Raw genomic sequence first — 14,830 nt, forward strand, 5'->3', positions numbered from 1 at the left:
GATAAAACGGTGGGATCAGGCCGGGTCTTTGAGCCAGAGCTTCTCGAAGCGCCAGGTGCTGAACAGCGACTCTTCGGCCTGGGCTCCACCCACGCGGGTGGAAACGCCGTCGAGCAAGTTGGCGTAGCCCCAGATCAGCATGCCGCCGCGTTCGTACTGGATCTGCTGGACCTGGTGCACCAGGGCCTTGCGTTTTTCCAGGTCGGGCTGGGCCATGGCGGCGAGGAACAGTTCGCTGAATTGCGGGTCGTTGAAATGGGTCTTGTTCGAGACCGCGAACGGTGCGTCGGTGTGAATGGCGCTGGCCAGGAACGGTGCGCCAATGCTGCCGCCGGTGCTCAGGGGCCAGTCGTTTTTCAGCGGGCCCTGGAACGTGGCCAGGTCCACCTGCCTGACCTTGAGGGTCACGCCAATGCGCCTGGCCTGTTCCGCCAACACCAGCGCTGAACTCAAGCCCGGGCCCGGGGTGGTGATCAGCTCCACCTCGAGATTCTCCTGGCCGGCGTCCTTGAGCAGTTGCGCGGCACGCACCGGGTCATGGGGACGCGGGCCGAGATCGTGGTTGAAGGTCGGGTCGCCGGGGGCATACAAGTCATTGGCCACGCGGCCCTGGCCGTTGAGGGCGCGGCGCACCAGCTCGTCGCGGTCGGCCATCAGGCGGAACGCCTCGCGCACCCGTGGGTCATTGAACGGTGGCTTGTCCAGGTTCATGTCGAACGACAGCCAGTTGCCGGTGACCGATGTGATCACCTGGAGCCGTGGGTCCTTCTGCAGGATCGGCAACTGCTCGGTGGGCAGCACATTGGCCATGTCGATCTGTCCGGAGCGCAATGCGGCGAGGCGCGAGACCTGGTCCTTGAAGTCGATGATTTCCAGCTCATCGGCGTAGGGCTTGCCCTCCTTGTAGTAGTTCTCGAAGCGGGTGAACAGCGAGCGCTGGCCCGGGGTGAAACTCTTCAACTTGTAGGGACCGGCACCCACCGGGTTGCTGACCGGATGGTAGTCCACCGGCACGATGCCGCCGAAATTGACCCAGGTTTCCGCCAGCGGCATATAGCTGCGGCCGTCGCGAAAGCTCAGGCGCACGGTACGGTTGTCGAGCTTGACCAGGTTGTCGCGGTCCACCCAGTGCAACAGGGCCGCGTAGGGCGAGGCCAGTTGCGGATCGGTGAGGCGGCGGATCGAGAAGATCAGGTCATCGGCGTCGATGGTCTTGCCGTTGTGGAACTCCAGGCCCGGGCGCAGGCGCAGGGTCCAGGCACTCGCGTCGGCATTCGGCTCGGCCAGCTCGGCCAGGGCCAGGCGCGGCTGCATCTGCTCGTCCCATTCCCACAACTTGCTGTACAACGCAAAGCCGCGAACGATGCCGCTGCCCACCGGTTTATGCGCATCCAGGTTGCCGCTCTGGTTGCCGTCGAGGATGCCCAGGCGCAGGCGGCCGCCATAACGCGGTTGGTCGCTGGTGGCGGTTCCCGCCGGGGTATCGTTCGGGCCGCAACCGGTCAGCAACAGGCCGCCGCCGACGGTCACGCCGTAGCCGAGAAAGTCCCGGCGGCTCAGCAGTATAGTCATGGCATCAGGCTCCGCCGTTGGCCGAGTGCAGCTCCCGCACGGGCTCGTGGGGGCGGCTCAGGTCGGCCCGTTCGCTGCGAAAGTGCGGCAGGATGTGCTCGCCCAGGCGATAGGCTTCTTCCAGGTGCGGGTAGCCGGCGAGGAAAAACAGGTCGATGCCGATGCTGTTGTACTCGCGAATCCGCGCCACCACGTTTTCGTAGCTGCCCACCAGCGCGCAGCCCGGCGGGATGCCGATATAGCCGAAACCGGTCCATACATTCGGGTGGATAAAGAAATCGTCGAAGCCCTGGTCTTCGCTCTTCTGCGCAAACCCGTGCTCGTAGCTCAGCTTGCGCGCGGTGCGCAGCCCGGCGTGGGCCGCCACGGCCTTGACCGCGCCACGGGCGATGCCTTCATCGAAGAAACGCTTGGCTTCGGCGCGCGCCAGCTCTTCGGTCTCGCGGGTGATCACGTCAATCGACAGGCCGAAGCGAATATCGGTACGCCCCCATTTCAACGCGCGTTGGCGCAGGTCGGCGATCAGCGCGGCGATCTCGTCGGGGTGTTCGGCACGCATCAGGTAGAAGTCGGCGTGCTTGGCGGCAAACTCCCGCGCGGCAATCGACGAACCCGCGGTGCAGATCAACGGCAACCGGGCTTTTTTCAATGGCCCGCGCAGGCCACCACCGTCGGTCTGGTAGAATTTGCCTGCGTAATGGAAGGTCTCGTTGTGCCAATAGCCCTTGACCACGTCCATGAACTCGGTGGCGCGCTCGTAGCGTTCATCGTGGTCGCTGTAGTCGCCGACCTGGCGTTGAATCGCATCCGAGCCGCCGTTGATGATGTTCCACACCAGGCGGTTGCCGGTGGCACGCTGGTAGGTGGCCGCCTGCTGCACCGCCACCCACGGGGTGTAGTGGTAGGGCTGGAACGCCGTGACGAACTGCAGGGTGCGGGTCTCGCGGGCCAGCAGCGAGCAGACGGTCCAGGGCTCTTCGCCGGTGGGCGCGTTGACCATCAGCGCGCCGCCGAAGTGGTTGATCTCGGCCGCCTTGGCGATCTGGCCCAGGTAGTCGATGTAGGTGAAGTGGTCGCCCACGCTGAACCCGGAAACCGCGCCGGTGCTGTTGGCGCCGCCGCGATGCCAGTCGCCACGATTGCGGGGATCGCCCGGCAGGAACTGGGTTTCGCCATGCAATGGCAGACGGGTGAAGAATTCGATGCTCATGCAAGCCTCCTGCTTATTGCGCGGTCGGGGCGCAGATCGGGGTGATCGGTTGGTCGTTGATGACCTTGTGGGCAAACGGGATCGAGTCCTTGAGCGAAGCGTTGACCGTGGCGCTGTGGCCAAGACCCTTGTACAGGTGGCCTTCGACGATGGAGCCGGCGTTGCAGGCGTCCTGCATCAGCTTGACCTGGGTCGCGGCGGCGGGCGTGGTGTCTTCGGCGCCGGTGCCGATGAAGATCGGCCTGGAAGTTTTCAAGGTCGGGTATGACACTTGTGCGAGCCACGGCGCCAGTTGCTTGCCCTTGTAGTCTTTCTTGGTGTTGGCGATGCTCAGGCCGAGGCCTTCCACGTCGCCTTCCAGGGCGAACAGGCAACTGGTACGGGCCTGCTCGAATATCGGCAGGGCCTTGTCGGTGTAGAAGTCGGCGGGGTTGATGCTCGGATCATATTGCTGGGCGGCGAGCAGGGTGTAGAAACCGTAGGCCAGGGTCGGGTCGACTTTGTTGCGCACCTCCTCGCTGGGGTTCTTCGCGTAGTCGAGGGTGTAGATCACCCCGGTACCGATACTGCCCCTGACGCCCAGGTCGGGGGCGTAGGTCGCGGCATAGGCCGCGGCGGCAAAGGCGCCGGCTCCCCCCTGGGACTGGCCGACGATCAAGACCTTGTCGGCCAGTCCGGGTACCCCGGCGACCACCGCCCTGGCGGCGTCGAGAATGCCGTAGGCTGCCATGCGACTGTTGAGCAAAGGATGGCCGCCGGGCACGCCCAACCCTTGATAGTCGGTGGCGACCACGGCAAAACCTTCCGCCAGCCAACGATTGAGGTAGGCCACGTCGCGGTACGAGCGACCTTGCCAGGACGGCGCGCACACGTCCGCCACGCCGACGGTGCCGTGGCCCCAGCTCACTACGGGCCAGCCGCCGGCAGGTGGCGTGCCCCTGGGCAGGAACAGCGCACCGGACACCGCAATCGGGGTCTTGTCATCGATGCCATCGGTGGAGGTGTAGAGAATCCGTTGGGCGCTGGCGGCGTTCGCCAGGCTCAGGGTCTTGTCCAGCGGCTCGCTGCGCAGCAGTTTGCCGGGGACGGCCGGAATCGCCTTTTCCCAGGTGTAGAACGCCGAGACGCGGCCGTCGCCTTGCAGCGGATCGGGCTTGGGCGCGTAGGCGTCGGCGGCGAAGGCGCTCATGGACAGGGCCAGGACACTGAGGCCGAAGACGAAGGAGTGCGGCAGTTTCATTGGCAATTTCCCTATCAAGGATTGGTGCTGACCTGGCCGCGCAGGGCCGGCCAGTAGTCGGTGAGTTTCAGGTCGATCAGGGCCTGGTTGGTAAAGCCGGTGGCCAGCGAGGGGCCGATGTCATAGGTGTCGCGAATCAGATGGTTGGCCAGGGCGTAGGCGGTGAGGGCCTGGTAGTGGGCCTTGAGTTGCGCATCGCTTTTGGGGGCCCAGCGGTCTTTCCAGGCCACCGGGTCGTTCTGGTCATCGCGGCGCAGCACGCTTTCGGCAGTGCCGGCGCGGGAGGAGAGCTGGTAGTAGGCGTCCTGGTTCTGCGGTTGCGAAATCCACCACGCGGCCTTGACCCAGGCGGTGGCGAGCAGCTGGGTGATGTCCGGGTGTTGCCGCACAAAGGCTTCGGTGCCCCACAGGTCGGACACCAGGCGCCAGTCGTTGCTGCCTTGCTTGGTGGACCAGATGATCTTGCCCACGCCCTTGTCTTCCAGGGCATAGGCTTCGCTGAGCAGCACGGCCGCATCGACCTTGCCGGCCGACACGGCTGCCGCGCCGACCTGCGGGTTGAGGTTGGCGATCTTGAAGTCGTCGAGTTTCAGGCCCTTGCTCGCGAGGAAATTGCTGAACGCGAACTCCCATGGACGGCCCCGATGCAGGGCCAGGCGCTTGCCCTTGAGGTCTTCGATGCGCGTGGCACCGGAGCCTTCGGGCACCACCAGGTAGATGTTGTTGCCGCTGCCGCCGGGCACGATCAGCTTGCCCGGTACGCCGCCGGCCCCGGCGATCACCGAAGGCAGGTCGCCCCGTACGGCAAAGTCCAGGCTGTTGTTGCTGAACCCTTCGTTGATCTGCGGGCCGGCGCCGGCGTGGGGCAGGGCGATCCATTCCAGTTTGACTCCGCGCTCACGCAGTTGCGCTTCCAGCCAACCGTCTTCGATCACCCGTCCGGCAATGCCACCGAACACCGGTTTGCCGCCCTGGGTGTAGGCGACGATGGCGATCTTCACCGAGGCCGGGGCGGCCGGTTCGGCGAGTGCGGCGGTGCTGGTCAGGACGCCGAACAGGGTGGCAATGCTGTTGCGCCAGAAGTTTTTCATGGGAGGTTCCCTGCCTGTGGTGAGGTATGGGAAGGCAGAGAGCAGATTGCATGCCAGTAGCCGAGAAAACCGCTCTGGCCCTTGTATTTCCTGAGCTGTAGCAGATCGACCGGGGCTGTCTCGCGAGGTCTGCTGCTGATGTGCAGACACGCGAGTGCTGGCCGATTGCTGCTCCAGCAGCAGCGAGCACGGAGGGTGTTGGCATATTCTTTAGTGGAATATATAAATATTAATTAATAATTAAATGGTCTAGAAAACTTCATGCACTATTGAGCACGCGCTTTTACTGCCAGGAATGCATCATGTCGCTGATCACCCATCCCAACGCCCGTGAATTGACCAAGTCGGTGCGTGCCACCGTGCTGGTCTTCAAGGACCCGCGCTCCCAGGAATTGCTCGCGCGTATCGAGCGTCTGGCCCCCAGTGAAGCCAACACCTTGATCATTGGCGAGACGGGCACGGGCAAGGAATTGGTGGCGCGGCACATCCACCATCTGAGCCGTCGCGGTCGCGAGCCTTTCGTGGCGGTGAACTGCGGTGCGTTTGCCGAAACCCTGGTGGAAAGCGAATTGTTCGGCCATGAAAAAGGCGCTTTTACCGGCGCCACCACGCACAAGGCCGGGTGGTTCGAGGCGGCTAACGGCGGCACGCTGTTCCTGGACGAAATCGGCGATCTGCCGCTGAACATGCAGGTGAAGTTGCTGCGGGTGCTGCAGGAGCGTGAAGTGGTGCGCCTGGGGTCGCGCACGCCGATTCCGATCAATGTACGGCTGGTGGCGGCCACCAACGTCAACCTGGCCGACGCGGTGGTGGCCGGGCATTTCCGGGAGGACCTGTTCTACCGCCTGCACGTCGCGACCATCCGCCTGCCGCCACTGCGCGAACGTCCGGGCGATATCCTGCCGCTGGCCGAATTCTTCCTGGAAGAACACTGCCAGCGCCTGGGCTACAACCGCGCCAGCCTGAGTATCGAAGCCGAGCGCAAAATGCTCGAGCACAGCTGGCCGGGGAATATCCGCGAGCTGGAAAACGCCATTCACCACGCCTTGCTGGTATGCCGCAATCAGCTGGTGCAACCGGCGGACCTGCACCTGGTGGACATGCGCTCCTCGGGTATTCGTCAGGATGAAGCCCATCAGGCGCCACCCGCCCTCAGCGGTCCGGTGGACCTGGAAAGCGCGCTGAATGCATTGTTCGAACAGAACATTCCCGACTTGTATGAGCACATCGAAGAAACCATCTTCCGGGCGGCCTATCGCTACTGCCACGGCAACCAGCTACAGACCGGGCGTCTGCTCAATATCAGCCGTAATATCGTGCGTGCCCGGCTGGAAAAGATCGGTGAGCTCAACAAGTCCTTGCTGGTGCCGGATTGAAAGATCCGGGATATCAGAAAGCCCGAAGGGCAGTGGCCAGAACAAAAGCTGTTCGATCAGCCGGGGCTCTGTCCTGATTGAAAAGGCCGCCAGTCGTGCTGGCGGCCGACGCTCGGATTCAATCTCGAATGCAGCGACGCCGCCTCAGCGAATACCGTCGTTGCGCAAGGCTATCGGCGTGTATTCGGCCGCTACGCTCTTGAAGCCGATTTCCATGCCGTCCTTCTCTTCGTTACGCATCCCGGAGACCAGGTAGCGGCCGTTGATCAGGTCATACAAGGCCTCGACGCCCATCCACGGAATCTTCTTGTCGTACAGCGGGGTCATGAAGCCTTCCGCCGTGCGCCACAAGGTGTTGCGGGCATCGTAGTGGTCGGCCAGGGCGATCTGCCAGGTGTCCTCGTCGACGTACAGCACGCGCTTGGCGTAGATATGCCGCTGGTCAGGCTTGAGGCTGGCTTCCACCACCCACACCCGGTGCAGTTCATAGCGGGTAATATCGGAGTTGATGTGGCCCGGCTTGATCACGTCGGTGTATTTCAGTGCGGGTGATTCCAGCTGGAAGCTGTTGTAGGGGATGTAGATTTCCTTTTTGCCGAGCAGCTTCCAGTCATAGCGATCCGGCGCGCCGTTGAACATGTCCAGGTTGTCTGCCACCCGTTGTCCGTCCGAAGCAGGGTACGGACCATCGTAGGCAATCTGTGGTGCCCGGCGCACGCGGCGCTGACCTGCACTGTAGATCCAGGCCATGCGGGGTTCCTTGACCTGGTCGAGGGTTTCGTGGACCAGCACCACGTCTCCGGCCAGGCGGGCGGGGGCCGTCACCAATTGCTTGTAGTAGAACAGCACATTGCCCGGATTCTGCGGATCGAAGTCTTTCAACTGGTCGCGATAGGTGAATTGCTGCTTGAAATACACCGGGTTGAAGGTGCCGTCGGCCAGCGGCGTTGCCTGGACGTGAGTACGCCGGACACTGCCGCCGCGGTAGCGGGTGATGTGGTTCCAGATCACCTCGAGCCCGTTCTGGGGAATGGGAAAGGGCGTGGCGATTTCAAAGTCCGACAGGCCGTTGCCACCGGAGACCAGCATCGATTTCAGTGCGTTCCTGGCGATGGCCTGGTTCACGCTATCGGGCAGGGCGGCGCTGCGATGGCTGGGGAAAACCCGCATATGGAAGCTGTCCGGGTAGCGCTTGAACAAGGCCTGTTGGCCCGGCGTCAGCTTGTCCTGGTACTGGGCGACATTCTGCGGGGTGATGGTGAACAGCGGTTTCTCGCCAGCGAATGGGTCGCTGAGGTTGCCTGTGGGGCTCGCACTGCCGGCATTCTCGGGCAGGCCGCCGGTCCAGGGCGGAATGCTGCCATCGGCGTTGCCGGCTTTTTCCGCGCCGACCGGTGTCAGGCTGTTGCCCAGCTTCGCCGCCTCACTCGCCGGCACTGCCGCCTGGGTCAGGGTAGTGGCTGCCAGCAGGGTGCAGGTGGTGGCAAACAGGATCAGGTTTTTCATGGTTTTTGCTTCCACTTAGAAGGACATGCCGAAGCTCAGGGCAACGAAGTCACGGTCAATATTCACGTTGTAGGCGCCGCCGAAAAAATCGGTGTAGGAGAGGCTGGCGGTGTAGGTATTGAGGTAGTTGGCGTCGAGCCCCAGGCTCAGCGACTTGGAGCCTTCATTGAAGCCGGGCTCGGGGCCGTAGCCCTTGACGTCGTGAGACCAGGCAACGTTGGGGTGCAGTTCCACGCCGGGAATCACCCCGTTGTAGTCCCAGATGGCGCGCACGCGGTAGCCCCAGGAAGTGCTGGTGGCGAAGCCGTCGTTGTTGCAGTTGGAGGGCGTCTGCACGTTGGTGGTGTGGGTACAGAGGCTGTTGTCCGGGTACAGCTGGCCTTGTCCGTAGGCGGTGCTGCGGCCATAGCGCAATCCGCCTTTGCCTTCCAGGCCGCCGATATGGGTGAGCCCCACTTCACCGATCAGGGTCAGGCGCTCGGCATTCATGACCTGGTCGAAGAAATGCGTGGCGGTGATCTGGGCCTGGGTGACTTCCTTGCGTCGATAGCCGGAGACATCCTGGCCATTGCCCAATGAAGCCGCACCGGACGACAGTACCGGCGTCAGCGCTGGCACACCGATGCCGGCGCTGATCAGGTCCACCGGGCTGATCTGCAGCGGCATGTTGGGCCGGTAGCTGATCTCGCCGGCCAGGGTCGTACCGCTGGGCAGGCTGGTACTGAAACTCAGGCCGTAGAGGCGGATGTCTTCCGGGTAGTCGATGTAGTACTGCGAGGTGCCGAGTCGGTAGGCCTGCGCCAGGCTCTGGCCGGTGGGGCTGGCGAGAAAGCCGCCGCAGGCGCCGGCCGGCACGCCAAGGTTGCCACACAGTTGCGGGGCAAACCCCAGGTCGGCGGCATGGGCGCTGCTGATGGCGCTGACGTAGGGTTGGCGGCTGTGGTAGTTGATGAAGTAGCCGGCAAACTCGCTGTTCAGCTCTGGCGCGAACCAGCGCAACGCCGCGCCCCACTGACCGCCGTCACGGGCATCGCGGTCGCGGGCACGGGGAATCACGACGCCTTCGTTGGACAGTTGCACGCCAAAGGGCGAAAGCCCCGCCCGCGCGGCCGCATTCTGGTCGAGTATCGGTCCCACCGGCAGGCCGTTGCAGCCGTCTGCGATCACGTCCGTCTGGGAGAAGAAAGTGCCGCAGTTGTCGATCGCGGTTTTCTGCCATTGCAGTTGGTAGAAACCTTCCGCCGAGAGGTTGTCGGTGAGGTTCTGCGACAGGTAGAACATGTTGACCGGAATCAGGCCTTCCTTGATCTCCGAACCGGGACGGCGAAAGGCCGTCACGTCTACCGGGTTGATGCTGTTGATGCCGCCCTGGATAAAGGTGCTTTCGCCCCAGCTCACCACTTGCTTGCCCAGGCGGACGGTGCCGGGCAGGTCGCCGATCAGGTAGTTGTGGTAGATGAAGGCATCGAGAAACTCGGCGCCGGAGGCCTTCGCACCTTCCTCGCGACCGTGGTCGTCGATGTCCTTGAACCGCTGGTGCTCGTCCTTGAGGGCGAAGTCATACCAGTACTTGCCGCGCACGAACACGCCGCTGTCGCCGTATTTGAGTTCAAGGTCGTGCACACCCTTGAACACCCGGCTGAAGGCGTCGCCCTTCTTGAAGTTGAGCCGGCCGTCGTCGGCGCTGTGGCTGCTGAGCAGTTCCTTTTCCGGGTTGTTCAAGGACCAGCTGGAGCCCACCGAGAGGCTGGAGTCGAATTGTCCGTGAAGCTCGCCGATGTCGAAATCGATCGCCAAGGCCGGTGTGCTGGCCAACGCTGCCAGACCCAGCGCGAGGGGAAGGCGAGCCTGTTGCCATGGGGGTTGTTTACGAGTCATTGCGTTCACTACCTCTTGTTGTTTTTGTGGTGCGTTACGCGTCCCTGTACGGTTTTCAAGGCGCAGCAGGTCTCCGCAGGCCATGGCAGGGACATGGCCGGTTCTCGGTGCTCAGTGGGTGGTGCTCAAAGGTCAGGTTGCGGGTGGCAGTAATCGCCTCTTCGAGTCGGCGGGCAGCGGTGGGCCCGGCTTAGCCGAGCCATTCGATCTGAAAGCTGTAGCGTCCCAGCAGGGGCATCAGCCGTTCGCGATGGGCGCCGGCGGCAATGTGCGCCACCAGCCCGCGACGCGGGTCTTGCAGCACGTTCACGCTGACGTCCTGCACTCCGGCGTTGCTCGCCTCCTGGCGTACGACCCTGGCGATCTCCAGTTGCTGCAAGGCCGGTTTGAAGATCTTGCCGACCGGGGTGACCGGCAGTGCCTCGAGGATCTCGATGCGCTTGGGCACGGCCGAGCGTTCGCAAATGGCCTGTCCGGCAAACGCCAGCAAGGTCGCGGCCGTGCAGCGCTGGCCAGGCTTGAGCTGGACGTAGGCGACAGGGACTTCGCCGGAATAGGCATCGGGGCAACCGACGGCTGCAACCAGGGCGACGGCCGGATGTGCCTGCAATGCTTCTTCAATCTGTTTCGGGTCGATGTTGTGGCCGCCGCGGATGATCAGTTCCTTCTTGCGTCCGGTCAGCCAGAAATAGCCATCGGCATCCTGGCGTCCCAGGTCGCCGGTGTTCAGCCAGCGCTGACCGTCAATCTCGATCCACAAACCCTGGTTGTGCTCGGCCTGCAGATAGCCGATAAACACGTTGGGACCATGAATGGCGATCACCCCGACTTCGTCGCTCATCGCATCGCGCAGGTAGCCACCGTGTTCATCCAGTATCACCGCGCGCATGTCCTGATAGGGCAGGCGTAGGCCGATGGAGCCGATTTTCCGTTCGCCGCCCGCGGGGTTGCACGACGACACACAGGCGCCCTCGGTAAGGCCATAGCCTTCGAGGATCGGCACGCCGATTTGTGTTTCGAAATCCTTGAACAGCTCTACCGGCATCGGTGCCGCGCCACACAAGGCGCTTTGCAGGCTGCCGAGATCGTGTCCTTTCACCGGTTGTTGCAACAGCGCGGAATACACGGTGGGAACACCGGAGAAAAAGTTGATCCTGAAGTGCTCGACCATCGCCCAGAAGCCCGGGATGACCCCGGCGCCGCGGTACCCTTGAGGTGTGCCGATAACCACTTGATCGCCTTGGGTCCAAGGCATCAGGCCGGTGACCAGTTGGCCGTTGACATGGAACAGGGGCAAACCGCAGAAAATCACCAGGCCGGGTTCCCGGGGTTCCATATTGCGGGCCATGGCCCATGCATTGAAGACTTCGGAGCCGTGGCTGCGCACGGCAATTTTCGGCAGACCCGTGGTCCCACCCGTGCAGAAGTAGGAAGACGGATCTTCGGCGCGAATCTGTCTGCCGCTGTTCAAGCTCCGATGTGGCTGTTTCTTCATCAGGCCGCGCAGGTCGGCGATCGCCAGATGGCGGTAGCGGGCCTTTTCCCGGCGGGCCATCCAGCGCAACGCCAGGCCCTTCAACGTGCCCACATAGGGCGCCATGCTGACCCAGATCACTTGCTTGACGCTGGGTAGCTGCTCCAGTTGCGCCGCGAGCCTGGGCCACAGATCGCTGCCGGGCGTCGGTGCCAGGGTGACCACGACCCTGGCCTTGGCGGCGCGCAGCAGGTCGCCCATCTGCGAGGCTTCCAGCAGTGGATTGACCGCCATGACGATGCCTGTCGCCTCGCCGCCCCAGATGATGAAATGGGTTTCCGGCAAGTTGGGCAGAATGAAGGCGATGACGTCATCGGGGCCCAGTCCGAGCCCGTGAAACGCATTGGCGGCACGGGTAATGTCGTTGAACAGCTCGGCGTAGCTCCAGTCGTGGGTCTGCTGGAAATGCCGTGCATCGAGAAAGAAGCGCAAGGCGGGCGCATCGGGACGATCCCTGGCACACCTCGCCAAGGCCTCATAGGTACTCGCCGCCAGTCCCTGACGATTGAGTGGGGTGCGTTCCAGCGCCTGTATATCGGCCAGGTTGGTCATCGCCATCAGGCTTGCTCCACCACGAGATTACGCTGGGTGCCCAGGTCGATCTGGCCATCGCTGCTGCGAATGCTGGCCTCGACGACATCGCCGGCCTTGAGGTACTGCGTGCGGCCTTCCTGGGCTTTCAGAAACAGTTTCCACTTCACGGCCTCCGGGAGCAGGGCGCCGATTCGCTGTTTCGCGGGCGAAGGCACGGTGAGCGCGCAACCGGCGGGGGTGCCGGTGGCAATCAGGTCGCCGGCGTTGAAGTCCTGGAGACCGGACAGCTCGCTGAGGGTTTCCGCCGGTCCGTACACCAGGTTGGCAGTGCTGTCGTTTTGTCGAACCTGTCCATTGACCGTGAGGCGCAGTTGCAGGTTTTTCAGGTGATGCATGTCGTGCGCTTCCAGCAGGCACAGGTAAGGCCCGACCGGGCCGAAGGTGCGGAAGCTTTTGCCCTTGTAGAACTGCATTTGCGGAATCTGGATATCGCGGGCCGAATAGTCATTGACCACCACCACGCCGGCGACGAATTCGTGCAGGTTCTGGTCGGTGACGGTGACCTTGCCCGTGATGGCGCGTTTGAGCACCAGGCCCAACTCGATTTCATAATCGAGAAAGCGCACGTTGCGGGGTTTGATCAGTTCACTGTCGGCGGCGACGATGCAACTGGTGGCTTTGGTGAAGATCATGTTGAAGTGCTTGGCGTCGGGGTCCATGCCTGATTCGATCATGTGCTGACGGTAGTTGGCGCCCTGGCAGACAAACTGTTGGTCGCGGGTGACTGGCGAAAGCAGCTTGACGGCGGTCAGGGGCAGATCGCCCTGGTTCATCCGGGCCAGTTCGGTGACGTTGGTGTTGTTGATGAATTCGCCGGTACTGGCGTAGTCACCGGCGATCACGGTGATCCTGGCGGCGTGAATCACGCCCCATTGCACGCGATTCTGGTATTCGAAGCGGATTACATGCACTGCCATGACAGGGGCTCCCGAGGCGTCGATCGGCTGATGCTGCATGGCATCAGATTGTTGTTGTGCTGCGTTTGAAATCGTTGCCAACGGCCTCAGCCGAACAGGCGCGCCAGGGTGACCAGCTTGCGAAAGGTCAGGTCCGGGCTGTGCCTGAGGTTGTGAATCAATGCGCGGATGGCGCGCAGGGTCATCTTCGGCTTGGTGAAGCTGCGGGGCATGCGCTCGCCCCACTGCGCCATGGCCTGGGCACTGATGCGGTGCAACTCGGTTGGCTGCTCCTGGGTGAACAGATCGCCATCGCAGTAGTGCTCATGTTTGTCGCCCCAGGGATCTTGCCAGTAGTCGAAAATCTGGCTGCCGAGAATGTGCCGGCCGATACCCCAGGCGTGCACCCAGCCCCGCTCGCGCAGGATGCGTTGACCCATGCCGACCGCGTCCGCGTCGACCACTTCATAGGCACTGTGGCTGTAGGCGGGCATGAAGCCTTGCGCCAGGGCCAGGGTGTGATGGTCTGCCGGGGTATCGCCGAGGTCCAGGCGCATGAAGGTCACCGCCGGTGAGCCGTCAGGCAGCACCTGCACATCGCTGGGAATCAATCCGAAATGTTCCGTGTACCAGGCGCACGTCGCCTGGTAGTCGGCCACTTCCAGCACCACATGCCCCAGCTTGAGAATCTCCGGAGCGCTGGTCGGGGGGCGTTGGGTGGCGTTGATGCGCGGGAGTTGTTCGGCCACGTTGAAGGGCAGGGGAGCCCGGTGCTGCAAGGGCTTGACCGGCACTTGCCCGTGGATGGCCTCCACCACGAACCCCGACGGATCACGCAGGCGCACCCGCTCGCCGCCGCCCGGTTGGGGCTGCTCCTCAACCCCTGAAGCACCGGGCAGGCGCGCCAGTCTGAGCAGGTCTTCCCGTGTCGCGACGGCCAGTGCGAAGCCGACAAAGCGCGCTTCGTCAGCCTTCTCGATGCGGTAGCAATAAGCGGCACTGTCGGTGCCGCGCAGATACAGCGTATCGGTCGCCCGATGGCTGACGGTGAGGCCGAAATCGCGCAGGAACCGTTCCGCCTTGACCAGATCCGGGCGCTGGAAAATCAGGTAGGCAAGCCGCTGGGCCTTTACCGTCGGGTGCGGGTGGCGCGCCGGCTGCGGGGTGGCAAGGGTCAGGGTCTGGCGATTGCTCATTCTTGTTCTCCAAAGCTTTTTTCAGGCAAAAGCTGCCCGTCGCCCCTGAAAGCACAGGGGGCGGGCCCATCGGGACTCAATCGTGAATCAGCCGGAAGGCGGCAGCGGCGGCAGCTCCACGGTGGCCAGCACACGGGCGTCTTCAATGCTCACGCCCAACGCCCGCAATATCAGTTCGGCCGTATCGGTGCCGGCATCCCGCCAGGTCTTCAGGCCTTCCAGCACCAGGAACATCGAACCGAGGACGCTGCTGGCAATAAACGAAATGATCGTGACCATCTGTTCCTGGCGAAAGTGGTAGCGGCCGATGCCCAAACCGTGGATCAGGTCGGGGACGGCCTGGCTGGAGAACATTTCCCGCAGAGCCAGGTTGCTCAGCGCGAAGCGACTCATGAAGGCGCCCCAGTGTGGCTCTTCATGGGTGCGACGGATAAACAGGCGGATGCCGTTGGCCAGGCGCTGCGCGGGGTCTTCAAGGCTATCGATGCTCTTTTTGACGCGCTGGTGCATGTCTGCGCTGAGCTGGCTGGCGACCTGCTCGAACAGTTTGTCCATCGTCTCGACGTTGTTGTAGATGGTGCCGCGCGCCACGCCCGCTTCCTGGGCAAGGTCGCTGATGTTGACCTGACTGATGCCTTTCTCGGCAAACAGGCGCAAGGCCGCCTGATGGATGCGTCGCTGCACCGGGTTCAATGACTCCACAAGCTCTCTCCACCATTCGAATCTGAAGCTATTGA

Annotated in this window: 11 protein-coding genes; 1 reads left to right on the forward strand and 10 read right to left on the reverse strand. The window is 63.1% G+C overall.

Features of this window, described 5'->3' with window-relative positions; translation table 11 throughout:
- Positions 1-15 precede the first annotated feature (15 nt).
- Genes HX851_RS13585 through HX851_RS13600 form a run of 4 tightly spaced genes read right to left on the reverse strand, consistent with a single transcriptional unit; the run spans position 16 to position 5,113 of the window.
- A complete protein-coding gene (locus tag HX851_RS13585; RefSeq protein WP_177065679.1) occupies positions 16-1,572 on the reverse strand; it encodes an ABC transporter substrate-binding protein in 1,557 nt (518 codons plus the stop codon).
- 4 nt (positions 1,573-1,576) lie between these two features.
- A complete protein-coding gene (locus HX851_RS13590) occupies positions 1,577-2,782 on the reverse strand; it encodes an LLM class flavin-dependent oxidoreductase (RefSeq protein WP_177059943.1) in 1,206 nt (401 codons plus the stop codon).
- 13 nt (positions 2,783-2,795) lie between these two features.
- Positions 2,796-4,022 carry an alpha/beta hydrolase gene (locus HX851_RS13595; protein ID WP_177059942.1) on the reverse strand — a complete coding sequence of 409 codons (1,227 nt, stop codon included), beginning with the start codon at positions 4,020-4,022 and terminating at the stop codon, positions 2,796-2,798.
- Between the two features lie 14 nt (positions 4,023-4,036).
- Positions 4,037-5,113, reverse strand: a complete 1,077-nt coding sequence (locus tag HX851_RS13600; RefSeq protein ID WP_177065681.1) for an ABC transporter substrate-binding protein — start codon at positions 5,111-5,113, stop codon at positions 4,037-4,039.
- A gap of 302 nt (positions 5,114-5,415) precedes the next feature.
- On the opposite strand from HX851_RS13600, the gene HX851_RS13605 reads away from it, so the two are divergent.
- Entirely contained in the window at positions 5,416-6,489 is a 1,074-nt protein-coding gene (locus tag HX851_RS13605; RefSeq protein WP_017128122.1) for a sigma-54 interaction domain-containing protein, read from the forward strand.
- Between the two features lie 144 nt (positions 6,490-6,633).
- Here HX851_RS13605 and HX851_RS13610 read toward each other — a convergent pair whose 3' ends face one another.
- From HX851_RS13610 to HX851_RS13635, 6 genes are all read right to left on the reverse strand, one after another.
- The gene (locus tag HX851_RS13610) at positions 6,634-7,995 is read right to left on the reverse strand and encodes a DUF1329 domain-containing protein (protein WP_017128123.1); all 1,362 of its coding nucleotides are present in this window, start codon (positions 7,993-7,995) and stop codon (positions 6,634-6,636) included.
- A gap of 15 nt (positions 7,996-8,010) precedes the next feature.
- Positions 8,011-9,873 (reverse strand): DUF1302 domain-containing protein, encoded by a 1,863-nt coding sequence (locus HX851_RS13615; RefSeq protein WP_177065683.1) that lies wholly within the window; start codon positions 9,871-9,873, stop codon positions 8,011-8,013.
- Positions 9,874-10,063: 190 nt separating this feature from the next.
- A complete protein-coding gene (locus tag HX851_RS13620; protein ID WP_177065684.1) occupies positions 10,064-11,965 on the reverse strand; it encodes an acyl-CoA synthetase in 1,902 nt (633 codons plus the stop codon).
- Positions 11,965-12,918, reverse strand: coding sequence for a fumarylacetoacetate hydrolase family protein (locus HX851_RS13625; protein ID WP_177065685.1), 954 nt, complete (start codon positions 12,916-12,918; stop codon positions 11,965-11,967). The genes HX851_RS13620 and HX851_RS13625 overlap by 1 nt, the downstream gene beginning before the upstream one ends.
- Before the next feature lie 86 nt (positions 12,919-13,004).
- Entirely contained in the window at positions 13,005-14,093 is a 1,089-nt protein-coding gene (locus HX851_RS13630; protein WP_177065686.1) for a VOC family protein, read from the reverse strand.
- Between the two features lie 87 nt (positions 14,094-14,180).
- Complete coding sequence (locus tag HX851_RS13635; protein WP_017128128.1) at positions 14,181-14,795, reverse strand: TetR/AcrR family transcriptional regulator; 615 nt, start codon at positions 14,793-14,795, stop codon at positions 14,181-14,183.
- Positions 14,796-14,830 lie beyond the last annotated feature (35 nt).

It is taken from the genome of Pseudomonas gingeri, assembly GCF_013385635.1.
Taxonomy (GTDB): domain Bacteria; phylum Pseudomonadota; class Gammaproteobacteria; order Pseudomonadales; family Pseudomonadaceae; genus Aquipseudomonas; species Aquipseudomonas gingeri_A.

Coding starts and splice junctions, on each gene's coding strand:
- HX851_RS13625 (WP_177065685.1), bottom strand. CDS start 12,918: ATGGCAGTGCATGTAATCCGCTTCGAATACCAGAATCGCGTGCAATGG.
- HX851_RS13595 (WP_177059942.1), bottom strand. CDS start 4,022: ATGAAACTGCCGCACTCCTTCGTCTTCGGCCTCAGTGTCCTGGCCCTG.
- HX851_RS13585 (WP_177065679.1), bottom strand. CDS start 1,572: ATGACTATACTGCTGAGCCGCCGGGACTTTCTCGGCTACGGCGTGACC.
- HX851_RS13610 (WP_017128123.1), bottom strand. CDS start 7,995: ATGAAAAACCTGATCCTGTTTGCCACCACCTGCACCCTGCTGGCAGCC.
- HX851_RS13590 (WP_177059943.1), bottom strand. CDS start 2,782: ATGAGCATCGAATTCTTCACCCGTCTGCCATTGCATGGCGAAACCCAG.
- HX851_RS13620 (WP_177065684.1), bottom strand. CDS start 11,965: ATGGCGATGACCAACCTGGCCGATATACAGGCGCTGGAACGCACCCCA.
- HX851_RS13615 (WP_177065683.1), bottom strand. CDS start 9,873: ATGACTCGTAAACAACCCCCATGGCAACAGGCTCGCCTTCCCCTCGCG.
- HX851_RS13605 (WP_017128122.1), top strand. CDS start 5,416: ATGTCGCTGATCACCCATCCCAACGCCCGTGAATTGACCAAGTCGGTG.
- HX851_RS13600 (WP_177065681.1), bottom strand. CDS start 5,113: ATGAAAAACTTCTGGCGCAACAGCATTGCCACCCTGTTCGGCGTCCTG.
- HX851_RS13630 (WP_177065686.1), bottom strand. CDS start 14,093: ATGAGCAATCGCCAGACCCTGACCCTTGCCACCCCGCAGCCGGCGCGC.